Raw genomic sequence first — 25,537 nt, forward strand, 5'->3', positions numbered from 1 at the left:
ATGAAAAATAGAATTGGGATTATCTTCATCGGTATTGCCGCTACCGTCTTGGCAGGGTGTACTTATCTGCAAAGTTATTTTCCTGATAAAGAAAGGGATTACCAATACACCACTGAAATCCCCTTGATTAATTATCCCGCTGAGTTAAGGAAGAACCAGTCTACAAGCAGTGCAGCAGTAGTCACCTCACCTACTGATAATCTTGTGGGAAGAGAGACTGGGACGACTACAGATGATGCAGATCAACCACCTGCGAATAATACTTCAGCAGAAAATACCTCAGAAGCAGCACCCGCAACTACTCCAGAAACAACCAGCACACCCGTAACACCAGCGACAGAATCCGATGACCAGGATACAGTTTTGTCCGTCGAAATAATCAAATACGATGATGGTGAAAGCCGCTTGCGCTTAGGTGCAGGGCATTCGAAATCCTGGCGTGTGATCAATAAAGCCTTGAGCCGTAATACCATCGAAGTTACCGAACGAAATTCTGAACAGGCACAAATTGTTGTCCAATATGATCCAGACGAGAAAAAAGCGCAAGACGAAGGGTTTATGGATGAAGTTATGTTTATATTTCATGGCATTAACATGAATGAAAAGGAATATGTCCTCAAGCTGGAACAACACGACCAACAAACTGATGTGATTGTGCTGAATGAAGAGCATCTACCTTTGCTTAATGATGATGCCGCTTTGCGCTTGCTGAAAGTGATGGCGGACACCATTAAAGCTGATTTGACTGAAAAGGCTAAGTGAGGAAGACATGTTTTTTAGTGAGTGATGCAAGTATCGCATGTCGTCCAACGCATCATCTTGAATACCTAAGCATCCTAAAGGATGCTAATCCACCTATCTATTTGTTATCGCCCACATGCTTAAACTCCTTGGTTCATCTGCCTTATCAGATTTTCGTATCCGTCCACTGAATTTTCAGTTACGAGATATAGAGGGTGGTGTCACCTTGCTAAACGCACGATTTATTCATTTTGTTGATGTTGGCGGAGGTTTGAAAGACCAGGAATTGGCGATATTAAGCCAATTGCTTTCTTATGGAACAGATGTCGTCAAACAAGAACCTGTTAATAAATCAAAACTTGAAGAAAAATGGCTGGTCGTGCCTCGGGCTGGGACGATTTCGCCCTGGTCTACTAAAGCTACTGAAATTGCCCAACGTTGCGGCTTAAATTCCGTCAGGCGTATCGAACGGGGAATTGAATATACGATCATAATAAATGCCGTTTTGTCTAATGATAGTAAAAAACGCTTATCGGCATTGCTACACGACCGCATGACCCAATCCGTCTGTTTTGGCGATATTCCAACCGATTTCTTTGCGGCGCATAAGCCAAAACCATTGCAGTCAGTCGATATTTTAGGTCAAGGCCGTGGTGCGTTGGTATTAGCCAACACGCAATTGGGCATGGCGTTATCTGAGGATGAGATTGACTACCTGACTGCCAGTTTTACCACGCTGGGGAGGAATCCGACCGACGTGGAATTGATGATGTTTGCCCAGGCCAATTCCGAACATTGTCGCCATAAAATATTTAATGCCGATTGGACGATAGACGGCATTGAGCAAGCACAGTCCTTGTTCGCCATGATCCGCAATACGTCGGCAAAAAGCCCTAAAGGAATTTTAACGGCTTATAGCGACAACTCCTCCGTTGTTGAAGGCGCACATACACAGGTTTTTATCCGCAATCCCATGACGGGGGAATACGGTTATATCGAAGAAGCAGCGCATTTGTTGATGAAAGTTGAGACGCACAATCACCCTACAGCCATCTCGCCTTTTCCCGGTGCGGCAACGGGTTCGGGTGGGGAAATTCGGGATGAGGGCGCGACAGGTCGGGGTTCTGCAACTAAAGCGGGGCTGACCGGATTCTCGGTATCGCATTTGAAAATCCCGAGTTTCCAGCAACCCTGGGAACAGGATAACGGCAAGCCTGAGCGCATTGCCTCGGCCTTGCAGATTATGTTGGAAGGCCCGTTAGGTGGTGCGGCATTCAACAATGAATTTGGCCGTCCTAACCTGGCGGGATATTTCCGCAGTTTTGAGCAAGCCGTGCCTGGCAAGGGCAATGAATATAAGGGTTACCACAAACCGATCATGATCGCTGGTGGCATGGGCGCAATTCGTCCTATGTTGGTGAACAAGCAGCCGATTCCGGCGGGTTCTTTAATTATTATCCTGGGCGGTCCTGCCATGTTAATCGGTTTGGGCGGCGGCGCGGCATCATCCCAAGCATCGGGTTCGGGTGCAGAAGACCTGGACTTTGCTTCCGTCCAGCGTGAAAACCCCGAAATGCAGCGGCGTTGCCAGGAAGTCATCAACCATTGCAATGCCTTGGGCGATGAGTCGCCGATTATTTCCATCCATGATCTTGGCGCAGGTGGCTTATCTAATGCCGTACCGGAAATCATCCATGATTGCGGACGTGGCGGTCAGTTTGAATTACGCAATGTCCAAAATGCCGATCTCGGCATGTCGCCCATGCAAATCTGGTGCAATGAAGCGCAGGAGCGGTTTGTGCTCGCTATTAAACCAGAAGCACTGGAATTGTTTACTGCATTTTGTGAGCGTGAACATTGCCTGTATGCCGTTATTGGCAAGGCGACTGAGGAAGAACATTTACAACTAAACGATGAACTATTAGGAAACCAGCCCGTCGATCTACCCATGTCGGTGCTATTCGGCAAACCACCTAAAATGCACCGCAAAGTTGAACGTAGCATACCACCCAAAACCAAATTGGATTTTGCTGGTATCGAATTAAAAGAAGCCATCAAACGGGTCTTATCATTCCCTGCCGTCGCTGATAAAAGTTTTTTGATCCACATCGGTGACCGTTCCGTTACGGGATTAGTCGCAAGGGACCAAATGGTCGGTTCTTGGCAAGTTCCCGTTGCCGATGTTGCTGTCACCGCGTCCGGTTTTCAGGCGCTTACGGGTGAAGCAATGGCAATGGGTGAGCGCACGCCCGTTGCCGTTATCGACGCACCCGCATCAGGCCGGATGGCGGTAGCTGAGGCGATCACCAATATTGCCGCCGCCAGTATAAAGGCATTGGGGGACATCAAACTGTCCGCAAACTGGATGGCAGCGGCAGGTTATCAAGGCGAAGACGCGGCTTTGTACGATACCGTGAAGGCGATTGGATTGGAATTATGTCCTGAACTGGGTATTGCGATTCCGGTCGGCAAGGATTCCTTATCGATGAAGACCGTCTGGCAGGACGAGCAAGGCGAAAAAACAATGACTGCGCCGTTGTCATTGATTATTACTGCTTTTGCCCCCGTGGTTGATGTTAGCTTAACGCTCACGCCGCAATTACAAGATGTTGCCGATAGCGTGTTAATCCTGGTCGATCTGGGTTTAGGAAAGAATCGTTTGGGCGGTTCAGTATTAGCCCAAGTTTATCAACAAATGGGTGACGTAAGCCCTGACCTTGATGATGCCGCTTTACTGAAAGGCTTCTTCCATGTCATCCAAACCTTAAATAAGCAGAACAAAATTTTGGCTTATCATGACCGCTCGGATGGCGGTTTGTTAGCAACCGTTGCAGAAATGCATTTTGCCAGTCGCTTGGGTGTTGATTTACGTATCGATAATCTTGGCGACGATATGTTGGCAGCCTTATTCAATGAAGAATTGGGTGCCGTTATCCAAGTTAAAAGCCAGGATGCAGATGAAGTCATCGGTTTATTTAAACAAGCCGGGTTTTCTGGCGGAGTTCATATCATTGGCGGATTAGCCAACAAAGGCCAGCAGTTGTCGATTTATCAGGCGGATAAGCTAATCTACTCGTCTTCCCGCGCTGATTTGCAATCTATCTGGTCTGAAGTTAGTTATAAGATGCAAGCATTGCGCGACAATCCCGATTGCGCTCTCCAACAATATGAACGTATTAAAGATAATGGCGATAAAGGCTTACACGCGAACTTGACCTTCGATGTCAACGACGACATTACCGCACCGTACATCAATACGGCAAAGCCAAAGATCGCCATTTTGCGTGAACAAGGCGTAAACGGCCATGTCGAAATGGCGGCGGCATTTGAACGTGCCGGATTTACCAGTGTCGATGTCCATATAAGCGACATCATTTACGGGCGGGTGAGTTTGGCTGGGTTTGCCGGACTAGCCGCTTGTGGCGGTTTTTCTTATGGTGACGTGCTGGGTGCAGGTGGCGGTTGGGCTAAGTCAATTTTATTCAATCCCCGCGCCAAGGACGAATTTACGGCATTTTTTGCACGACAAGACAGTTTCGGTTTGGGCGTGTGCAATGGTTGCCAAATGATGTCGGGTTTGACTGAGATCATCCCAGGGTCAGGACATTGGCCGCGTTTTGTGCGTAACACCTCAGAACAATTCGAGGCCAGGGTGGTCATGGTGGAGGTGCAACCATCACCGTCTATCTTGTTTGCTGGCATGGCAGGTTCCCGTTTGCCCGTAGTGGTGGCACATGGTGAAGGCCACGCCATCTTTGAAGGTGAACCTTCAACGGCTGTCAACGCCAATAAAGTTGCATTGAGTTATGTCGATAATTACGGCAACATAACCGAAGCATTTCCTGCAAATCCCAATGGATCGCCCTTAGGCATCACCGGATTGACGACTAGCGATGGACGTTTTACCATCATGATGCCGCATCCTGAACGGTGTTTCAGGGCAGTACAAAATTCATGGCATCCCCAGGACTGGAAAGAATATGGCGGCTGGATGCGCTTGTTCAGGAATGCCAGGGCTTGGGTAAGTTAACAAAGTACTTATTACCCCTAATGTACCATTGATAATCGGATTGCGTATGGATAGGAAAATATATCAAAAACTGTTCTTCCACCTTAGCGTGTTCGGCGTTGTGGTCAGTGTTTTGGTAGGTTTCTATGATGTGATATTTGGTTCGGTATTCGAGTTCTTCCATCTAATTATTGAAGTCGTTGAGATTGCACTGGATCGATTGATTGAGATTATTTTTCATACCAATCCACGGCAGACGGAATTGATCGTTTTTTATATTCTGCTGACCATAGGCGGCGTATTAATTTATTTGACCTGGAAAGCGTCAGTGCAATTGTGTGGTGGGCTTTGCGACACGCTAAAAAAGGATTGGGTTGAACTAAAAAATACCGTCATTGGGGATTGGCAATCCATGTCTGTCATGAATCGTTTGATATGGGTAAGTGTGTTTTTGCTCGTCAACTATTTGGCTTCATTTTTGCTGTTCTAAGACAGATCCTAATTTAGGCTATTAACAAAATCGACATAACATGGAAAAAATCAAAGTGCTTTTTGTCTGCATGGGCAACATCTGCCGATCCCCTACAGCCGAAGGCGTATTTATCAAACTGATTGCCGAGAAAAAGTTAACATCAAGGTTTACCGTCGATTCAGCCGGAACTCACGCTTATCATGTCGGTAATCCACCTGATGCCCGCGCCCAACAAGCAGCGCTTAAACGGGGCGTAGAATTACAGCAATTACGTGCCAGAAAAGTCCACAGCAGCGATTACGAGTATTTTGACTATGTGTTGGCGATGGATGACGATAATTATTCGATACTCATTCATGAATGTCCCGATGAATATAAAGACAAGGTCAAATATTTTCTGGATTATGCGCCGCAATTAGGAGTCCGTGAAGTCCCTGATCCTTACTACGGTGAAAAGTTCGGCTTTGAGCGGGTGTTGGACATGGTGGAAGATGCCTCTTTGGGGTTTTTAGAAACCCTCAAAAAAGCCGGTCTTAAATGATTTCTGCGTGTTGGTGGGATGTGCTGCACATGCTATTCTAGCATTTCGTCTTTATAAATTAGTTGCTCGGACAACGCTCCACGCAACACTAAAAAATGAGGAGAAAAGAACTATGTTTAAACAAAATTTTATAAGCCGTGCCTTGTTGGCTGCATTAATGTTTTTGCCAGTTGTCTCCAGTTCGCTCGCGCAAACGTCCACGCAAGAGCCAGCACTGGATCGTACGGTACAAGATACGCAACTTAAGTGGAATCCCTGTCCAGCATTTATGCCGAAAGGTTGTGTGATTGCCTTGCTGCATGGCGACCTTGCAAAAGAGAACGCTGACGTATTCTTCAAAATGCCCGCCCACTCCACTATTCCCACCCATAGTCACACGTCGGCGGAGCGCATCGTGGTGATTGCGGGAGAGCTTCATGTAACTTACGAAGGGCAGCAGACATCAGTGATAAAGCCGGGGACTTATGCGTACGGCCCAGCAAAACGACCACATAAGGTTTTTTGCGCCAGTGCTGAAGATTGTGTGCTGTTCATCGCTTTTGAATCGCCGGTTGATGCAATACCGAGCAAAGACGCACAATAATTCCAGCTAACGCTTATTTTATTAATGCAGATTTAATAGTTAAGCACCTAATATTAAAAGCATAATTATGGCAATCACCGAAAATACTGTGGTATACATGGATGGAGACGTAGTTTTGGAGGCGTTCTTCGCTTTTGATGATGCTTTTACAGAACGAAGACCCGCTGTTTTGATTAGCCATACTTGGTGTGGCAGAGACACCTTTGTTGCGGATAAGGCAAGAAAATTGGCGGCATTGGGTTATGTTGGTTTTGCACTGGATATGTACGGCAAAGGTATTTTAGGTGCTAATGTCGAGGAAAATGCAAGGTTGATGCAGCCTTTTATGGAAGATCGGGCTAAGTTGCAACAACGCATGAAAGCCGCCCTTAATACCGTCAAGTTGCTGCCTTGGGTGGATGACAGTAAAATCGCCGCTATGGGCTTTTGTTTTGGTGGTTTATGCGTTCTTGATTTGGCTCGCTCTGGCGCTGACATTAAGGGTGTGGTGAGTTTTCATGGCTTACTTTTCCCACCAGAAAATATCCAAGGTAATAAAATCAAAGCTAAAATCCTGGCATTACATGGTCGTGACGACCCAATGGGATTGCCTGAGCAAGTGCTTGCCTTTCAGGAGGAAATGACACAAGCTGATGTCGATTGGCAATTTGTTTCCTATGGACATACCGTCCATGCCTTCACTAATCCTGTCGCCAACAATCCCGATTTCGGTACGGTTTATCAAGCTGATGCGGACAGACGAGCATGGTTATCTATGCAGAATTTCTTCACTGAAATATTCGCGTAAGCTGTTAGGCTACTTTTGCAACGCAATGTGAACCTCCTGTCATGACCTTATTGTGGACCGATGCACTGATATTGCTGCTTTTGCTGTCTTCGGTAAGTATTGCGTTTTACCTGCACGATAAGGAACATATCCAGCGTCCGCTCAATAAAATTGCGCGTAGTAAAGTTGGGATGGTGTCTTTAGTCGTATTACTGTTTTTTCTGTTGGTTGGTCTGCTCGATTCCATTCATTTCAACGCTAATCAAGAAAAAAATAACGAAATCATTAGTTTGTTGGATTATTTCGCCACGCCGCTACGGGAACATACTGAGAAAACCTACTCAGCGCCGTTTGCGACGACCTTATACAGCAAGGAGATGATTGCAAATGTTGGTACGATACAATGGGATTATCCGCGACTGGTTTATGGTGGGAAACATCTGGTAAATCCAGAAAAAGAGCAGTTACCTGATGTTTTGTTAAAAGCTGGGTTTGGGTTTTTAATGGGTTTAGCTTTATTCACAGCATGGATGCTTTTATCTGCTGGAGTCAGTTACCTAAAACAAGGTTCAGCACCCAAGTTTTTTGCCATGCGTCCAGTGATGTCAACCTTATTTATTATAATAGTCATAAGCACGGTGCTTGGTTACCTGTCACTTTATTATCATGTTTTAGGCACAGACAAAGTCGGCGAAGACGTGTTTTACCAAGCCATCAAAAGCATTCGTACTGGTCTGGTCATCGGTACGTTGACCACACTCATCATGCTGCCAATGGCAATACTATTTGGTATCCTCGCAGGATTTTTTCGTGGCTGGGTTGATGATGTCATCCAATACCTGTACACCACACTCAATTCCATCCCCAGCGTATTGCTGATCGCGGCATCGGTGTTGATGGTGCAAGTGTACATGGCAAACCATGAGTCCGAGTTTACCAGCGTGATCGTCCGTGCCGATATACGGTTGCTGTTCCTATGTATGATACTAGGCGTGACCAGTTGGACAGGCTTATGTCGGTTGCTTAGGGCAGAAACCCTAAAGCTCAGGGAAATGGAATATGTGCAAGCGGCGCAGGCGTTAGGTGTCAAACAACATGCTATTTTGCTGCGCCATATTTTGCCGAATGTGATGCACATCGTGCTGATTTCCGTCGTATTGGATTTCAGTTCCCTGGTATTGGCAGAGGCGGTATTGTCTTATATCAACATCGGCGTTGACCCGACGACCTATAGCTGGGGCAATATGATTAACGGCGCACGCCTGGAAATGGCGCGTGAACCCATCGTGTGGTGGTCGTTATCAGCCGCTTTTGTATTCATGTTTGCCCTGGTGCTGGCAGCCAATCTGTTTGCCGATGTCGTGCAGGATGCGTTTGATCCGAGGAGCGCGGGTAATGAAAGCGTTGGATAAATTAACGGACAATCAAATTAATCCAGCCAAATTATTATTGAGCAAATGGACAGCGGTAGTGCCACAAAATAAGGAAAAACATTTTTTAGTCACTTGTGTTAACGAAGATGAGCAAGGCGTTGTTAGCACTTGCATTGTCGAAGCAGTGCTTACGCATGGCGAGTATGAAATGACTTGGCAAGAATTGAAAGACAACACACGTTGGCTAACGGGTTGGCGCTGAATACTAAACATAACATATGACTGAGCCATTGTTGTCCGTCGAAAATCTAAGCGTCAATTTCAATCGAAACCATGTGGTAGTCGATAACATCAGCTTTGTTATTTACCCAGGCGAAACTTTCGCTTTAGTGGGCGAGTCGGGTTCGGGGAAATCGATCACTGCATTATCTGTGCTACGGTTATTACCTAATAATGCTTCGCTGACTGCTTCTTCTATTAGCTTACATGGCGATAATCTATTAAAAAACTCCGAATTGGATCTGTGCAAAATCCGTGGACGGCGTATTAGCTTGATTTTCCAGGATCCAATGTCGTCGCTGAACCCAGTTATGACGATAGGGGAACAAGTTGCAGAAGCCATCCAGCAACACTATCCGTTATCCAAAAGTGATACCCAACAACGCGTACTGGAATTATTGCAGCAAGTTGAACTGCCGGAACCGCAAGAAAGGATTAAGAGCTATCCTCATCAATTGTCTGGCGGTCAGCGGCAACGGGTAATGATAGCGATTGCCTTGGCAGGCAAGCCGGATTTGCTGATTGCCGATGAGCCGACGACCTCGTTGGACGTGACGATCCAGGCGCAAATATTGGTCTTATTGAAAAGCATCCAGCAAAGTACCGGCATGGCGTTGTGGCTGATTAGCCATGATCTCGCATTGGTTTCCACGATGGCGGATCGGGTCGCCGTAATGCAGCACGGCAAAATTGTGGAAACCGCGCAATCGGCAGAACTGTTTAGTAGTGCCAAGCATCCTTATACCCAGAAGTTACTCAATGCCCTGCCATCCATGCAAAGCTGCCTCGACCATTGCGCCGAAGATAAACCACCTTTGTTGCAAGTGGATAATTTTCATTGCTATTATCCGATACGTAAAGGCTTATTCAAGCGCATCGTCGGTTATGTACGGGCTGTGGACGGTGTCAGTTTTTCCATTCAGAAAGGCAAAACCTTAGCGTTAGTGGGTGAATCGGGTTGCGGAAAAACGACTTTGGGTAAAAGCTTGCTTAATTTGATTCCAAGCACTTCTGGATCAGTAAAAATTGACGGCGTTGCTTTGGATGGCCTGGAAGGTGAGCAATTACGAAAACAACGCACCAATATGCAGATCGTCTTCCAAGACCCGTTCTCGTCGATGAATCCCAGGATGCTGGTAGGCGATATTGTTGCAGAAGGCATTGTTGCACTGCATCCAGACGTTAATGCCGTCGAGCGCAAGGAGCGTGTACGGAAATTGCTGCAACAAGTCGGTTTGCCGGAAGCTGCTGCATTGCGTTATCCCCATGAATTTTCCGGTGGGCAACGGCAGCGGATATGTATCGCCCGTGCCTTGGCAGTGCAACCTAAACTGATCGTGTGCGACGAGCCGACGAGTGCCTTGGATGTATCGGTACAAGCGCAGATAATCCAGCTTTTAAAGGACTTGCAGAAAGAACAAGGGATCAGCTATTTGTTTATTACCCATGATCTCGCCGTTGTTGCTGAGATTGCTGACGAAGTGGCGGTGATGTATCAGGGGAAAATAATAGAGCAGGGCAGTGTTGAGCAAGTACTTTTCAAGCCACAACATGCGTATACGAAAAAACTGATTAGTGCTGTACCCGTGCTAAAGTACAGCAATGACAGCCAGCTAAAAACTGGCGTTGTCCTGTAATATTCGCCGCTCAGAATTTCCATTTAACACGAAGAATGCGAATGAAAAACAAGGCTTTGCAGCCTTCGTGCTGTAAAAATAGGTCAAACTTAAAGCGATTTTGAAATATCGACCTTGGTCTTGTCCAAGATAGCCCGTCGTAGCCGCTCTGCTTCTGTTGCTCTGTCCATCAAACTAGGTTCAGTCGTAACCGTCCCTTTAAAGCGTTTTATGCCACCAGTTTTTCTTTCATTTACCACTTCAACAATGTCTTTCCAGCTTATTGTTTTGGTTTCCGACGCAAAGGCAAAAACCATCGCCAGATCACATATATTGTTGATCAGACGTGGCACGCCTTCGGTGTAATAAAAAACCGCCGCCATAGCCGCTTCATTAAAGACAGTAGGATCGCCACCAGCAACCTGTAAGCGATGAACGATGTAGTTTTGGGTTTCTTCAAAATTCAGCGGTTTAAGGTGGTATTCGATAGAGATACGTTGGGCAAACTGGATAAGTTCCGGTTTGTTGAGTTTATCGACTAACTCGGGTTGCCCTACCAATATCATCTGTAATTTGATGTGATCGGCAATATTGACGTTGGATAGCAGTCTTAACTCCTCCAACGTTTCTATATCCATGTTTTGCGCTTCATCAACAATCAAAATCACACGACGTTGCTTTTTGTGTTCTTCAGCCAGAAATTTAGTGAATATCTGGTAACGTTCCGCCTTATTCTTAGTTTCATGAGGAATATTGAACGCGGCTAATACCCAGGTCAAAAGATCGCCAAAAGCACTGTGGGTATTGGTAATCAGACCGACAGTACATTGATTTTCGACCTTTCCCAATACCGTCATAATCAGGGTGGTCTTGCCAGAACCAATATCACCGGTGATGACAGTGATACTGGCTTGACTCACCAAACCATATTTTAAGGTGGTCAGTGCTTTCTTGTGGATAGGGCTTAAATACAGAAAGCTAGGGTCAGGACTCAGCGAAAACGGCTTTTTTGTAAGGCCAAAAAAATGTGTATACATAGGTTTAGTTTGGCAAGCCAGTTAGTAAAGATAGGTTGAATAACGGCAATGTCGAAGTATAAGCTTTCAATTGGCTATCGTGCATTGTATTTCCATATAAAATTATCGTAAAAGGAATATCCACGGTACTGACGAGATCACAAAATTAGATATTTTATTCAATATGATACGTTACAAAATAGGTGGATCAATCAAAATTTAATCAGTACCAACAAAGAATGTGTTCAGAATTTGTATTTGTTAAGTATTTCAGGTGTCACTCATCAGGTAATAGGTTACGGGAAGCCTAAATGTTAAGCAATAGGTAGTATTACCTAGTTTTTCAACACCTTATTAGCCAAATAATACCCACACGTAATCAATAAAAAGTCTTTGGAGATAAGGTGTGTTTGTACAGATCCAGTTACTGTTAACGTTATTGAAGCTCAAATTGTGGGCGTAAAAGTTTTAATCCGGGCGGTAAAGCTTCACCAAAAACCTGATCCTCTTCTTTTTCGTCCAATTCCTTATAATGTTCAACCATCTCCAGCCAAGCATACGGTGTTTTGCTTAATTTAAACTTATCAATTAGTTGGATACGAAGTGATTCATCAATATCGCGTACTCTATCGCCACTTTTCCGACTGATTAATGTGGCAGCAAATGCAGCTTGCGGGTTCTTTTTCCAGTCTTCGCTCAAAAGAGCAGTTAGCCATTTTTCAGCAATATCGGCGGAAATGACATTATGACTGCTGCCATAAAAAGGGTGACGTGCCCCCACACGACCTAACGCCCACCAGGTTTGCTTAGACTCGCTGGATTTTTGCAAGCGTTTGATTAACCATTCACCCGTTTGTGTTTTGCTGGTGATTGGCAACCTTTCCAATACAGCGGCAAGCCGCACCATATCATCATAACTGCGTTGTTTGGCTTGCTTGGCAACAGTGGGTTGCCTACTAGCAGCGGGATTGATGTAGTTGGCAATATCCTTATAAATCAACTCTTGAGCGGCGGCATCCAAGCCACCCGCAATGCGTCGCCACAACGTCCACCATTCGCTCCAGTTCTGGATTTCATTAGTGAATTGTATGCCTTGCGGATAGAGATTCCACAATTGCTCTACGCGCCAGTCATCCAGTGGGCAACCAAAACCTGGGCGCAGACAAAAACCAGTCAAACTGAGCCAAACTCGTTCATGATGTTCCGAACGACGGCGGTATTTTTGCCCTTCCAACAGTACCGCAAACAACGCCCTGAGCAAGGAAGAATCCCATTCAGTACGTGTACCTAAGCGTTTTTCGAGATCAGCACGCAGGTTTTTGACTGCGTTTGGATTGATTTCTTTCGATTTTGGCCCGAAAACCGCCTGTATCAGCTCGCAAACGGCATTAAATTGCGGATGTAATTCAGTATTTGCCTGGACTCTGATGTTGCCCTGCTTCCTGATCTGGAACTCCACGTCCCAGCGTTGTTGCTGGTTGTTGCCAGATTTTTGCTTGCTTGTCGCCGATTGATTTACCCCATCATTCGCCGCAATACATTGAATTTTAAGCGTACCTAGGTCGGTTTGAGTAACGCCAAGTTGCACAACGGTTTCGTTGTCTTTATCGCTAGATTCATCACCAAATGCCACAACTAACGGCGGCAAGGCATGAAAATCATCGGTAATTTCGGTAAGATCGCCCACTTTCAAGAGCTGATCGCCGGAATAAGAAGCCAGATCAAAACGCACTGGCATACCCGTACGCAAAGCAAAGCGGCGATCATGGAGGACAATTTCCTTGCCTTCTTCGCTGCCTTTGGGTAACACACAAATGCCGTATTGTGCTGTTGTTGGCTTTGCATCGGAAGCGGTTTCGACTAACAAAAAATAACTCCGCGCCGCGCCGCCACCAATTTTTAATTGCTTGTCATGTCTGGCGATGGCATAGCTGACTGCACCATAAGCGACTGAAAACTCAGGATGGTTGTTCTCAAGCAACGTTAATGGCTTCGGACTCCAACTATTGCACAAGTCGAGGATTCTTTGAGTAATCTGTACACTGCGAAACAATCCGCCATTCAGCAAGATTGCATCAGGTACATGCCCTGCGTCTTGCAATGCTTGTTGTGCAGCGGTTTTGTGCAGGTTTAAAAATGCTGCGATATGCTTGCTGACGGCAGGTTCTGCCGTGTACGGCAAACCGAATTCTACCACGCCGCTGCGTTTTCTGTCGGGTAAGTCGTTTAAGTGGGTGAGCGGAAAGAAGCCGTCTAGGGCGATTCGCCTGACATCTTCATGCGTTAAGAAAGTAGAACGTGATCCGCCAATTAACTTGGATCCACCGCCCAATAAGGTAATCGGCAATTGTTCTGGTGCATCATCCGCCAGCAAGCGCTCTTTAGCAGCACGGCATTGTTCGATAAGCAGCGAAAAATCGGCAGCCGAAAAGCGCGATTGCCCCGATTGCCCAGATTGCAAACGGCTTTCGACGAGATGGGCTAGCGCCAAATCAATGTTATCGCCACCTAATAGGATGTGGTCGCCGACGGCGATACGGGTCAACTTGGGTTCTGCCTGACTATGTTCAACCTTTATTAGTGTCAGGTCAGTCGTGCCACCGCCCACATCACAAATCAACAACAAACGTACGTTTTTTAGTGCGTTATGAATATCCCCAGCATTAAGTCGCAACCAGTCGTAACACACTGCTTGAGGTTCTTCGAGCAGTCTGACATTACTGAGTCCAGCCCGTTTTGCCGCCTCCAAGGTAAGTGACCGAGCGGCTTCATCAAAAGAAGCGGGTACGGTAATCACAATATCCTGATTTTCCAACGGCGCACCAGGGTTTTGATGCCCCCAAACCGTGCGGATGTGCCTGAGATAGCTGGCACTGGCATCGACTGGGGAGACCTTCTCAACACCTTCCTCACTGCCCCAAGGTAAGATGTCCGCATTTTGGTCAACGGTAGTATGCGACAACCAGCTTTTGGCACTGGTCACCAATCGGCCTTTAGACTTTGCACCCAATAACCGAGCGGCTTCACCAATAACGGCGTTTGTGCCGTGCTGGGAAAACGGCAGGTCGTCTTTCGACAGTTCATTTTCAGCCGGATGATACCTAACGGACGGCAATAAAGGCTTGGCGGCAACTTGCCCAGGTGCAATCAATTGCTTAATCTGGAATAGCTGAATATCATGCTTTTGGTCGTTTTTGGCGTATGCAACAACGGTATGCGTTGTGCCTAGGTCTATGCCAACGTGGAATTGGGGGGATTTTATTTGCACTGGTGTAATGATATTTAGATGTTTGTTTGCAAATCAATAATGTGATGCGATTTATGAGAAGTCTTAAGCTAAACTGGCTAGCCATAGTCATCACGAAACCCCGTGGTTTAAGATTTTGATTTGTAGAGAAAGCGGGTTGTTTTGAGGATGATAAGGTTTTCAAATCTTTCAAAGGTTCGCTAGTGTAACTTTTAAGACCGCCTTATTACAAACGTCATAAAAAAGATTAATAATCGCTCTGGATTAAGCCAATTTCATTGGCATGATACTTCTAACGTCCACAAAGGCATCAAAGCCGTCGCCATTGGTTGATTTCCGGTGGATGCGGTGAGGTACGAACGGCATCGTTCGCGTTATTCCCCTGCCGTAATGTCCGGCAATTCGATTTCATTGCCCCAGTTCTCTGGATAAATCCCTTGTGCCACATAGCCATGAAACCGCGTACGGCGCATGGATTGCACCTGCCTACCGTCCCACACACCCCTGCGCCAACTAAAGTACGCCCATATTCCACCGGAGTTTGCCATATCCTGCATTAGCTATTTGGGATCTTAAAAATTTGGTCATGCTGCACAAATTGCGGTTGATCGGGTGGCGGTTCGGCTTTAATGAGTTTAATCAAGTCTCGTTTGGCAAACAGGTTAAGTGCCAACAAGCGGATGATTTGTTGCAACGAAGCTTCGACTTGATTGCAAAATTTGAGGTAGGCTAGCAGTAAATAGACGCACACGGCAAAACCCAAATTTGGGTCATACCCAAAGGGCATAAATCACCGCATTTTGGCTGATTCCTAGTTAACGATTTGATCTTGAGGTTTTGCTTGATCCATTTGAAGAACAACTCGTCGTTGCCAACGTTGCTTGTAGATGTCTGCGACAGTCTGCGCCGACAGCTTGAAATGGTTGGTGATGAAAGTGCATTCCTTTTTTGTCCCAGCATCGAAATAGACCACTTGCCTAACATCGGGCAGTTTCCTTTGATTCGGAATGATAAAAGCAACACCAATCTTACGGTGCGTCTTCAATCTCATCCAGCAATTCTATCATACGAGTTGTACCCTGCAATAGAATGCCGCCGACCCCCAACGCAAACCAAACCCCAATCACAAATCCCCAATGGATCGGCGCGGCAAAAAATTCTTCCCTAAACCAGAACGTATGCCCCCATTCATTGAAGCCGACACTGACCAGGATCATGAATGGCCCGAATACTGCCAGTGTTAATGGCAGTGAAATACCCTTGGCATACAGCGGTAGCCTTGTCCTGGCATATAACCAGGCGCAACCGCCTAATATAATATAGAGCGGAAAATTGAAATAAAACTCGATGATGTGATTGGCGGTGAACGGCGTATCGCGGATGGCGACCTGATGCCAGGAATTGTCCTGCTCGGCGAAATAACTGCCCGCCCAATAGACGGCAAAGGTGTAGATGCTGATCCACATGGTCAGGGTAAAATATCGGCGGATTTCCTCCTTCGGTTCAAGCGTGTCCAGATTCTTATCCCTGGAAAACCATAAATATCCCCAAAATCCACTTGCGATGAGTACATCAAGCACTAATTCAATGTAAAACAGCCGCATCCAGTAGATTTCAAATACCGGTTCGGTGGAATCCAGGCCTGTTGAAACGGCAAATGCGCCTTGGTAGATACGTAGTCCCATATAGATGACGGTTAGAACCGCGAAGCCTGCCAAATACCGGGGTAAATCTTTCAAATACCAGGGCGGCATTTTCTTGTCTTCTACTAATACTGCCGTGTGTTCGCGTGTTGTAGCCATGATATTATCCTCTTGAGATTGTGAGCTAATTGAATTTGGGGATCACTGCGGCAGTCAGGCTTGAGATATAACGCTCACCTGTACCGTCGTAGAAAAACAGCAAGCCACCAATTCGGCTGTCGGCATCGTTAATCAGCCCGTCCAGTCGTTCGGATTCCCATAACGCATCTTTGGCGGCAATCGTCATAGTGCGCTGTTCGCCAGGTTGGATAGGGGCGGCATTGTCCACGCTTAAACCTTCAGAAGAGGTCATGCTTTCTGAACTGCCTAGCTCCGGTTTTGGCACATCCTTGTTGAAAAAACGTACATTTCCGGTAGCAAACTCGCCTATTTGTATCGGCTTGTCACTGCCATTCTTGATTTTTAGGGTAAAAGTCATGGTTCGCTCCGGTACACGGTATTCGGCCTTTACTGTTTCGACATTAACTACTCCGGCATTTACCTGGGCAGGGAGCGGCAGAATTTGGTCTAGCGAAGCCTGCAAAGGAATCGCTTTCGGATATTTGCTGGCTGTCATTGAATAAGCTGCAAACACCAGTAAAGGCACACCGATCAGCATAGCTTTACCGATTTTTCTGTCGAATGGGGTAATCAGCTCATCTTCCATTCCTGCTTGCAGCATTCGATAACGGGCAATAAATAAAGGCCGACGTACCCACCAGAGCAGCCAAGCCGTTGCTAGTACAGCCCAGAAACTGTGCCAAAATATGCCGTTGCCTAGGCCATAAGTTTCCATATTGACCATCTCGCCGTTGATGGTTTGGATGTCATTGGTAAAATCCGCTGCATCTCCGGCAATATCCAGCCATACACCAGGCCCCATCACTTGACCCGTATCTTTCAGGTTAAAGAAGGGGTGGATGTGGTAATGACCCGGCAGGCGTCCTTTCAGTACGACCTTGAAGTTGTAATCGCCGCCTGGTTGCAACGCCACCGAATTCATGTAGGGTTTATCGTTCAAATAGCGTTCAGTTCGAATCAGGACTGGGCCAGGTGTGGATATATTCAAAAACGCCGCTTCAGGTTTGGGTACGCTGGCAGGCCAATCTTCAGCCACATGAAATTTTCCGCTGACGTTGATTTCTTCGTTGACATTAAATTTTTGCTTTGACCATTGCACGTCGTACCATTGGATCGTACGCATTCGGATGAATGGCTCCAAGGCTTTTTCCCCATGTGCCATTACGGGTTGCATTGTAAGCATGTACACCGAGAAGATTAAGCCTAGAAGTATTATGCACTTTAGGGGAGTCTGGTGATGTCCTTCGACAGGCTCAGGACGAACGGTAGTAATATTATTCCTTCCGTAATAATCCTTTTGACCGTTCTCAGGAGAGCCTAGTTGAATCCGTTCGTACCCTCTGGGGCATAAATGGTGAGCTAGTCGAACCATGGACGGATTCAACTTGTAATGAGATCCCTTTATTAATGTTTTCATAATTCAGCCCTCCTTTAAATGTTGCTAAGGTAACGTGTTGTTGCAAACCACTTGCCGATATACCACCACAAGGTATACATCAGCGTGCATAACAAGGCGGAGCAGAATGCCGATAATGGCGTTGCAATTTGGCCGTAAGTCCGTAATGTCCCGCGCTCGATAATCCTTAGATATTCTGGCATCCCAGTACGAATGTATTGGAAGCCGAACAAGTCCGCCAAAGTCAACTGACCATTGCCAGCTTCGACAGGCACATGAAACATGGCGAAGATCGGCCAGTTAGCAGGGTAGAACAGCAGTGCAAACATGGAACCCCCGAATATTGCGGTAATCGTCAAGCTGTTGCTTAACATCAGGATAGCATCCAGGACTAGCGCACTCGGCAGCATGGTAGAAGGCAGCACCATATTGATGGGAAAATAATTCCAATAGTGATAAGCGAAGATTCGGGCTATCCAAGTGCCTATCGACAAGGCGGCGACACACAAGGTAGCACCCAGTGGCAGACGAAATTTCCCCCATAAGACGGCCTGCACTGCCGCCGGAAACGTAATACCCATCAACGGCGTAACCAACGGCCACCATTGCCTGTCCTTCCAGTCCACCCAGAAATCCCAATCGCCGACCGTAAGGGCAAAATGCAGATGGAAGGAACCGATAAACAGGAATAGCGCCAATACCAGGATAAGATAATCATAAGCGCGGCTGATCCGGGCTTTTTCTCCGGTATAAGGTTTAAACGTTTGAGTTGAAAGATTTGCTGACATATTGTTTCTCCCAAAGATAACATTGAATAAGTGGGGTATTCTTATCCAGAATAGTGAGTGTCTATGACACGCTTGAGCGATACAATAGGTCGAAATAGAGGTTTTGTTAAATGTATAAGTTTCATGTAGCCATTGACGCAATTCATAGTCAATAAAGCCATAGCTAGTTACTTTAGTGTTAGGATAAAAAATATGCGGTGGAGCAAACTCAAAAAAACTGTTGAGGACACTTTCGCGGAAAGTGTTCGAGGTCGAATCCATGTATTTAGTACACGCTATCAATGTTCATGCGGAAGAGCATGGATTACGGTAAATGGTAAAGAGTTGGTCGATCTCTCAACGATGCTTTCGCGTCTTATATATCGTTGTTATTATCATGAAGCAACAAATACGAATTGCCTCACTCACCCCGCAGTCAAAGACGAAGATCGAACACCAGGCAATCTTGTTGAACGTGGTGAATTCTCAAGATTTGATTTTCATGAGGCGTGTTGGAATTATATTCATTCGAACCTAAATGAATCCCTTAGTAGCAATAATCCTCTCATCGTCGCTCTTGCTGTACTGAATGGCAAAGTTGGGAAACAAAAATTGAACAAAATGCTGGCTGGTGATTTGCACCCATTGCCAAAAAAACTAATTGAAATTCGGATAGATGCAGAAAAGATTGATTAGGATTATGTGGTGTTTGGTAGGTTCTTAGCCAAGTCGAACCCAGTTTGCTTTCCGTAAAATCGCTTACTTCTAACTAAAATTAAGCAATTCTCTGATGTCCAATCTAAGAACCTTCGATTTGAACCTGCTGGTGGCATTTGACGTGCTGATGCGGGAATTGAACGTGACCCGCGCTGCGGAACAGATGTTCGTCACGCAATCGGCGATGAGCCATATCCTGCATCGGTTGCGGCAACAACTGGATGATCCGTTGCTGGTGAAAACCCCGACTGGCATGAAGCCGACAGAACGGGCGCTGGCTTTGATTGAGCCAGTCAGGGCATTATTGACAGAGATGGAGCAACTCATTCAGCCGCCTTTGGAATTTGAAGCCAGCACCAGCCAGCGGCGTTTTGTCTTAGCTGCCACTGATTATCTGGAATTCTTGCTAATACCCGCATTGACGGGGGCTATCGACCAGATCGCGCCCAGCATTGATCTTCATGTCAAGCGCACCGAAGCCGCATTTCCGGTCACGCAATTGGAAAACGGTAGCCTTGATGTCGTATTGGGTTTCGGGTCGGTTTTGAATCCTCCCACCCATTTGCGCTGCCAAACCTTATTTGATGACGAAATGGTGTGTGTCGTCAGGCAAAATCATCCCCTCATTCGCACCGCACCCTCACTGGAAGACTACATCGCCGTCCCGCACATGCTGATCTCCTGGAAAGGCACTCCGGCGGGGATCATCGACCAACACTTGCAGGAGATGGGGCTGGAGCGGCGGATCAAGCTGATCGTCCCCAACTTCCTGTCCGCACCGTTGATCGTCGCCCAAACGGATATGGTTTTGTCCTTGCCATATAAACTGGCTAAACGGTTTACGAAATTCGTGCCGCTGGAAATATTTCCCGTACCTATCCAACTTCCGGCTTACGATTTGGTCATGATCTGGCATCCTTTACATGACAAAGACCCCGCCCATCAGTGGCTACGAGATAAAATTGTGGCGATAGGGCAAGATATTGATGGCATTTATTGATTCGACCTTTTAATGTTTAAACCGTTCGTACTGAGCTTGTCGAAGCACATACGCCTTTCGACTGGCTTTTATGCCCTTTGGGTACAAGGCGAACGGGAGTTAAGACTTGGCAAGGCCGAATCTATAAGGTTTGTTAACGCCCAGTCAACCCCGCCGCCAAGGCTTTTACCTGTATCAAATAAAACGGCGGCTTTGCTTTCAACACCCCACCATTCAGCGTAGCTGACTGGTGCAGCCGGTTGACCACAGCATACAACTGTCCAGCAGCACCAAAACAAAATGAATCCACCCAAGACAAATCAGTGCTTTGCACTAATCGCTTATATTTTCTATCTGCTGAAATAACGCCAATCGCGTTTTCTGCCAATTCGCCCAGATAGATATTGTTATCCTTGTCGATAGTTATGCCATCTGAAATCGGCTTATCACTGTAGCGTTCAACACGGCTTGCCAAAGCCTTGGCATTCAGTTTTTCGTCTGTCAGATCGTCCGCTTTTATCCGGTAAAGGCTGAGTCCGTGCATAGGGCCGAAGTAAACCCATTCATTATTCAAGTCTTCGGTAATCGGGTTGACCCCTATATGTGGGCGAATCAGTTTCCCAGATTTATCTTTAACCTGAACTGGAACCTTATCAATCACCAAATCGACATTTTCAGGTATAACACTGGCATGTCCTTCCAGAATACGTCGCGCCTTTCCTGTAGCGAGATTAACGACAATCAAAGCTGCATTTGTGCCACCTGCCGGATCGCTGATGAAAATATAGTTGTGGCGGGTATCGACCGCAAAATCATTGACAAACGCATCCTTGGGCGCAATAGGTGTAGGCAACAATATGACCTGATGCAGCTTATTCGCCTTGGTATCCCATCCCACCAGCTTTGGCATTACCCCGCTACGCATCCCGTTATCCAGCATCCAGACGATGCCATTGGCAGACCTTATGCCCAGCACAGAATCGAGTTTCAAAGCCGCTTTGGAGTCCACATCCGCTAATTCCTTATTCGGAAACGGCACCAACACCTTATCCTTATACTCAACCACGGTGTATTTCGGTTGGTAAAACTGGTGCAAACTCATGATGATCCGCCCGTTATCGGTAACGGTAACATTTCCAGGTCCATTATCGAGATTGGCTACGATGTCGAAGTTTACTTCTGCATACGCCGTAATATTCACTGAAAACAGCAAAAAAACGGCTGTAAATTTTGCCAGGACTTTCATAAATGACTCCCCGTTAAAACGATTCATTGAAAACTTTACCCCATCGAATCAGCACTGTTAAATGATCTTTATTCATGGCGGTATTTATGAATTTTGTGAGGTGGATATGTCAAGTTCACAAATACATTCGGCTGTCCAGCGCGTACAACTTGCGATAATTAAGCGAAACACGGGATTATGCTAATATGTGGTTTTCGTTCACTTCACATTCATCTTGGTCGGTGTAGCCTTAATCCAAAATCATGACTTTCAAAACCATGCCTACAAAACTGATACCCCTGATTTCTACCGCGCTGTTTTATCTGGTGTTCAATTTGATAGGCGCGTTGAAATTTGATGTGATGATAAAAGCCCAGGCTATAACGATTGGTTTTATAAGCAATATTGTGCTGGATTTTATTGTTAATTTAGCGGTCGCTTATGTATTGTTTGCGTTATCAAGGCGGGTATCAATATTTTTGGTGCTACAAGCGCTGATTATGGGGGTGTTGTACATCGGCAATGCCATCAAAATTTCGTTTTTTGGTGGCCCCATCATGCCAGACGATGTGTTTGCCCTGCGTTCGATGTTGTTAATCTTGGAAGGCTGGCAATTTTTTGCGGCGGCCTTAACGGTTGCGGGTATCGCAAGTCTTTTGCTGTTCAATTTCACGATGCGGCACTGGAGTGCGTATTTGGCGATGCTGGCGGCGATTATGTTGGGCTTAACGGTCGTGTACAAACCGGCAATGCTGGTTGAACCGCTGGACAAGTACACCGGCAGTTCAGTTTGGGATCAACGCTCAAATTATTTATGGCATGGCGGGATGCTGTATAGCTTACAAGAGGGTTCGCGTCATTTTTTGATGGCGGAAGCCCCACCGGATGTCGATAATGCCCAGCAATCGGCAGAGCGTTTAATCGCCACTCAGCCTGCACAACCGAAGGTAGGAGATAAAGCCTTCACGCCGCGTAATATCCATATCATATTATTGGAATCGTTCTGGGATCCAAATCGCCTGAAAAAAGCTGGCTACAATAAAAACCCCTTAGCGCCAGAATTCCGTAAATTATGGAAAAGCGTGGATTATTCAACTGCCATGCCGCCTGTATTTGGTGGATATACGGCAAACTCCGAATTTGAGATATTGTGCGGGTTTCCGGTGGTCAGAAACAGCGTCAAATTTGAACGCCAGTTGTTAAATTCCACGCCCTGTTTGCCGCATATTCTGGCTGATAAGGGCTATCGCACGGTTGTTTCGCATCCCAATGTGCCGGTATTTTGGAATCGGGTTAACGCCTATCGCTATATTGGCTTTCAAACTTACTGGTCAATTAAAGATTTTGTGCAAGACGATATGAACAAGGAATTCATGTCCGATGCCACTTTATATCGTCAGGTAATAGAAAAAATCACCCCGTCGTTGGAAAAGAAAGAACCCGTTCTGGATTACATCGTCACCATCTTCGGTCATTGGAATTACCCGCTGAGCGCGTCAAGACCGAGCAAAATCACTTCGCGTTCTAAAGTGGAGGAGGTCTCTACTTACGCCAATATTGCCTATTATAAGTCACTGGAATTAATGGGTTTTATCAATGAAATGCGTAAGAAAGACCCAGACGGTATTATCGTGGCATTCGGCGATCATTTGCCATTTATGGGCGGCAATTACGCCGGTTATGTCGATTCCGGTGTGCTTGCCGCACATAACACCGAATTTACCCCGGAGATGCTCAAGTTTTACGTGACCACACCCATGATTATTATCGACGGCAAAAACGGGCCGGTGAAATTTGGCAGCCTTCCACTTTATCAAGTGCCGAAATTGCTGCTGGATTTATTGAACCACGAGGAACCCACCATTCTCAATTACGCCCATCCCTTGCCGGATATGCGTATCCGGCCTTTGCCCGGCTTGCATTTTAATGTGCTGAAAAATGGCAAAATTGATGTCTGCAAAGAACCGCCCTTTACGGAATCTTGTCAAAAGTCTACGAGTTGGCTGGATGATGTGATTACGGTGAGCAACGATTTGTTTATTGGACAGCAATTTACGCGAATTAAACATCCGGTCGCTAAGGACTTGAATAATGTCGCCTTGCCAGACCAACCTACAGCTTCGGACGTAATAACTGAAACGACAGAGAATAAATATAAGAAAGATGAAAAGGATATACAAAAACCAAATGCCAAAACTAAGCATTGATTAGGTATCAAATTGAGGAGCAACAACATGGTTAATTTTTTTAAGTTATTGGCGATAAGCGTTTTTATAGCCTTTGCAAAAACAGGGGTGGCTGACCCTTATAACATTCCTATCCAACTGGATTACGGCTTAATCAAGAAAGCGGTGGTCAGCCAGCTATTTAAAGGCGAGAACGGTGCGGCGGACGTTTGGAATGACAAGCACAAATGCAGTTTTCTCAGGCTGTATAACCCCAGAATTTCCGGTGAAAACGGGCAATTCAAGCTGCTGAATGACGTGCAAGCACAATTTGGTAAGGCTTTTAGTGGACAATGTATTCCTTTTATTGCCTGGGATGGTGCGCTGGAAACCCTTCAAAAGCCCACAATCAGTGCAGATCAGTCCGTCCTGAGCTTACCCGTCACGAAAGCCAATGCGTATGATAAGCAAGGCCGCCAATTGGAAATCGGTCAATTGCAAGACTTGATAAGAAAAGTCGCCGAACCCAAATTGGCGCAAGTTAAAGTCGATTTGAATGAATCCCGTGGTGATATAGAGCGCACTTTGACGGGCTTTCTGCCCAAGGAAAATGCGGGTGAAATCAAACAAATACTGTCCACCTTAAAATTTGGTGGCGCAGAAGCCAATGATGACGGCATCAAAGTTAATCTGGCTTTTGATGCGCCCTTAAAGAAAGTCGCGCCAAAACCCGAAGCACCTTTTACTGAAGCTGAACAGAAACAGTGGCAAGCAAGCTGGCAGGAATGGGATGGTTTTTTAAGCAAAGCCATCAACCAAGCATCAAGTGAAACGCAATCGCCAGAACTGCGTGATACCTTGACGGAAATCTTGTTGGAATCACGCAGTGCATTTCAAGCCGGATTGAAGGCGCAAAGCCCAGAAAGCGGCGATCCTGTACGGGTATTTTTTACCCAAACTTGGCAAAAACTGTCGCCGCACCTGCGTACTTTGGCAAAACAACTGCCGGAAGTCGAAGCGTTGCGTTATCTGACGTTTATTGCCGCCACTGATGTGATGTACGAGCTGGAAAACATCGGCGCACCCTTTGGGCTGGAAATGTCGTCGGATGGTTTGCGGCGCTTGGCGCGGATGTTGATGGCTAGCAAACAACAGGCTGAGGCGAAATAACCGAAAATATTTTGTCTATCTTTCGCTATGAAAAGATGAGGAATTCAATCATGAAATACCCGAATTATATTTTAATAGCATTGTCGGTGTTGTCTTTATCAGCCAATGCCGAAGTCTTTAAATGCAAGAATGTGGTCGGAAAAATTGTCTACCAATCCCAGCCTTGTGCATCAGGTGCGACAACGCAAGGTGTCATCAAAGTGAAAGAAATAACACCCGAACAAGCAGAGCTTGCAAGAGCAAAATTAGAAGCCTGGAAGCAGCAGCAAGCTATTGATGATACCGTAAAGCAGGAAGTCGTGAAACAACGGCAAGCAGCGTTAGAAAGACAAGAAAGCCTCGAATTGCAAAGACGTAGTGTAATCGCACAAGAGCAACAAGCGAATTCAGAACAACAGCGTCAAAATCAAGGCAGCGGGATTTACAATCAACCCTATGGTTATAATGGGCGATATTGGAACAATCAGTATTATCCGCCGGGTACATGGAATCCAAATATGCCACACCCACAGCGTAATGCTCCGTGGACTGATACCCCAGCCGGTCAAGCACCTGTAACAACGAGACCACCAGCAGGACAAGCACCTGCACCCATGTATCCGCAGCCCGGCCAAGCTCCGATTCGTATGATTCCTCACTAAAGCCCTAATGA

General features: G+C 46.2%; 22 protein-coding genes. 14 read left to right on the forward strand and 8 right to left on the reverse strand.

The window, feature by feature from the left end:
• The 9 genes from bamC to AC1YY3_RS03075 all read left to right on the forward strand — a co-directional run bounded on the left by bamC (position 1) and on the right by AC1YY3_RS03075 (position 10,401).
• Positions 1 to 762 carry an outer membrane protein assembly factor BamC gene (gene bamC / locus AC1YY3_RS03035; RefSeq protein WP_481822983.1) on the forward strand — a complete coding sequence of 254 codons (762 nt, stop codon included), beginning with the start codon at positions 1 to 3 and terminating at the stop codon, positions 760 to 762.
• Positions 763 to 877: 115 nt separating this feature from the next.
• Positions 878 to 4,771, forward strand: a complete 3,894-nt coding sequence (gene purL / locus AC1YY3_RS03040; protein ID WP_481822984.1) for a phosphoribosylformylglycinamidine synthase — start codon at positions 878 to 880, stop codon at positions 4,769 to 4,771.
• Between the two features lie 46 nt (positions 4,772 to 4,817).
• Positions 4,818 to 5,240 (forward strand): hypothetical protein, encoded by a 423-nt coding sequence (locus AC1YY3_RS03045; protein WP_481822985.1) that lies wholly within the window; start codon positions 4,818 to 4,820, stop codon positions 5,238 to 5,240.
• Between the two features lie 40 nt (positions 5,241 to 5,280).
• Positions 5,281 to 5,763, forward strand: a complete 483-nt coding sequence (locus tag AC1YY3_RS03050) for a low molecular weight protein-tyrosine-phosphatase (RefSeq protein ID WP_481822986.1) — start codon at positions 5,281 to 5,283, stop codon at positions 5,761 to 5,763.
• Positions 5,764 to 5,875: 112 nt separating this feature from the next.
• Positions 5,876 to 6,346 carry a cupin domain-containing protein gene (locus tag AC1YY3_RS03055; protein WP_481822987.1) on the forward strand — a complete coding sequence of 157 codons (471 nt, stop codon included), beginning with the start codon at positions 5,876 to 5,878 and terminating at the stop codon, positions 6,344 to 6,346.
• Between the two features lie 67 nt (positions 6,347 to 6,413).
• Positions 6,414 to 7,133: a dienelactone hydrolase family protein gene (locus AC1YY3_RS03060; RefSeq protein WP_481822988.1), complete on the forward strand. Its 720-nt coding sequence runs from the start codon at positions 6,414 to 6,416 to the stop codon at positions 7,131 to 7,133.
• A 41-nt stretch (positions 7,134 to 7,174) separates the two neighbouring features.
• The gene (locus tag AC1YY3_RS03065; protein ID WP_481822989.1) at positions 7,175 to 8,524 is read left to right on the forward strand and encodes an ABC transporter permease; all 1,350 of its coding nucleotides are present in this window, start codon (positions 7,175 to 7,177) and stop codon (positions 8,522 to 8,524) included.
• A complete protein-coding gene (locus AC1YY3_RS03070) occupies positions 8,508 to 8,747 on the forward strand; it encodes a TIGR02450 family Trp-rich protein (RefSeq protein WP_481822990.1) in 240 nt (79 codons plus the stop codon). The genes AC1YY3_RS03065 and AC1YY3_RS03070 overlap by 17 nt, the downstream gene beginning before the upstream one ends.
• A 16-nt stretch (positions 8,748 to 8,763) precedes the next feature.
• Entirely contained in the window at positions 8,764 to 10,401 is a 1,638-nt protein-coding gene (locus AC1YY3_RS03075; protein ID WP_481822991.1) for an ABC transporter ATP-binding protein, read from the forward strand.
• An 89-nt stretch (positions 10,402 to 10,490) separates the two neighbouring features.
• Here AC1YY3_RS03075 and AC1YY3_RS03080 read toward each other — a convergent pair whose 3' ends face one another.
• The 7 genes from AC1YY3_RS03080 to amoA form a co-directional block, all read right to left on the reverse strand.
• Positions 10,491 to 11,417 carry an ExeA family protein gene (locus tag AC1YY3_RS03080; protein ID WP_481822992.1) on the reverse strand — a complete coding sequence of 309 codons (927 nt, stop codon included), beginning with the start codon at positions 11,415 to 11,417 and terminating at the stop codon, positions 10,491 to 10,493.
• A gap of 415 nt (positions 11,418 to 11,832) precedes the next feature.
• Positions 11,833 to 14,664 (reverse strand): Hsp70 family protein, encoded by a 2,832-nt coding sequence (locus tag AC1YY3_RS03085; protein ID WP_481822993.1) that lies wholly within the window; start codon positions 14,662 to 14,664, stop codon positions 11,833 to 11,835.
• Between the two features lie 353 nt (positions 14,665 to 15,017).
• Positions 15,018 to 15,191: a hypothetical protein gene (locus AC1YY3_RS03090; RefSeq protein ID WP_481822994.1), complete on the reverse strand. Its 174-nt coding sequence runs from the start codon at positions 15,189 to 15,191 to the stop codon at positions 15,018 to 15,020.
• A gap of 8 nt (positions 15,192 to 15,199) precedes the next feature.
• A complete protein-coding gene (locus AC1YY3_RS03095) occupies positions 15,200 to 15,430 on the reverse strand; it encodes a hypothetical protein (protein ID WP_481822995.1) in 231 nt (76 codons plus the stop codon).
• 241 nt (positions 15,431 to 15,671) lie between these two features.
• Complete coding sequence (gene amoC, locus AC1YY3_RS03100; protein ID WP_481822996.1) at positions 15,672 to 16,445, reverse strand: bacterial ammonia monooxygenase, subunit AmoC; 774 nt, start codon at positions 16,443 to 16,445, stop codon at positions 15,672 to 15,674.
• A gap of 25 nt (positions 16,446 to 16,470) precedes the next feature.
• A complete protein-coding gene (gene amoB, locus AC1YY3_RS03105; protein WP_482194316.1) occupies positions 16,471 to 17,739 on the reverse strand; it encodes a bacterial ammonia monooxygenase, subunit AmoB in 1,269 nt (422 codons plus the stop codon).
• 158 nt (positions 17,740 to 17,897) lie between these two features.
• Positions 17,898 to 18,650, reverse strand: coding sequence for a bacterial ammonia monooxygenase, subunit AmoA (amoA, locus tag AC1YY3_RS03110; protein WP_481822997.1), 753 nt, complete (start codon positions 18,648 to 18,650; stop codon positions 17,898 to 17,900).
• Between the two features lie 192 nt (positions 18,651 to 18,842).
• Here amoA and AC1YY3_RS03115 point away from each other — a divergent pair, with 192 nt between their 5' ends.
• Together AC1YY3_RS03115 and AC1YY3_RS03120 are read left to right on the forward strand one after the other, a co-directional pair.
• On the forward strand, positions 18,843 to 19,325 hold the full coding sequence (locus AC1YY3_RS03115; protein WP_481822998.1) for an SF0329 family protein: 483 nt from the start codon (positions 18,843 to 18,845) through the stop codon (positions 19,323 to 19,325).
• A gap of 94 nt (positions 19,326 to 19,419) precedes the next feature.
• The gene (locus tag AC1YY3_RS03120) at positions 19,420 to 20,346 is read left to right on the forward strand and encodes a LysR family transcriptional regulator (protein WP_481822999.1); all 927 of its coding nucleotides are present in this window, start codon (positions 19,420 to 19,422) and stop codon (positions 20,344 to 20,346) included.
• A gap of 133 nt (positions 20,347 to 20,479) precedes the next feature.
• Here AC1YY3_RS03120 and AC1YY3_RS03125 read toward each other — a convergent pair whose 3' ends face one another.
• A complete protein-coding gene (locus AC1YY3_RS03125; protein ID WP_482194300.1) occupies positions 20,480 to 21,598 on the reverse strand; it encodes an L-dopachrome tautomerase-related protein in 1,119 nt (372 codons plus the stop codon).
• Positions 21,599 to 21,828: 230 nt separating this feature from the next.
• On the opposite strand from AC1YY3_RS03125, the gene AC1YY3_RS03130 reads away from it, so the two are divergent.
• From AC1YY3_RS03130 to AC1YY3_RS03140, 3 genes are read left to right on the forward strand one after another with little or no spacing between them, the layout of a single operon-like run.
• Positions 21,829 to 23,757, forward strand: coding sequence for an LTA synthase family protein (locus AC1YY3_RS03130; RefSeq protein WP_481823001.1), 1,929 nt, complete (start codon positions 21,829 to 21,831; stop codon positions 23,755 to 23,757).
• A 27-nt stretch (positions 23,758 to 23,784) separates the two neighbouring features.
• Positions 23,785 to 24,885: a hypothetical protein gene (locus tag AC1YY3_RS03135; RefSeq protein WP_481823002.1), complete on the forward strand. Its 1,101-nt coding sequence runs from the start codon at positions 23,785 to 23,787 to the stop codon at positions 24,883 to 24,885.
• Between the two features lie 50 nt (positions 24,886 to 24,935).
• On the forward strand, positions 24,936 to 25,526 hold the full coding sequence (locus tag AC1YY3_RS03140; protein ID WP_481823003.1) for a DUF4124 domain-containing protein: 591 nt from the start codon (positions 24,936 to 24,938) through the stop codon (positions 25,524 to 25,526).
• Positions 25,527 to 25,537 lie beyond the last annotated feature (11 nt).

Source organism: Methyloglobulus sp. (genome assembly GCF_964779595.1).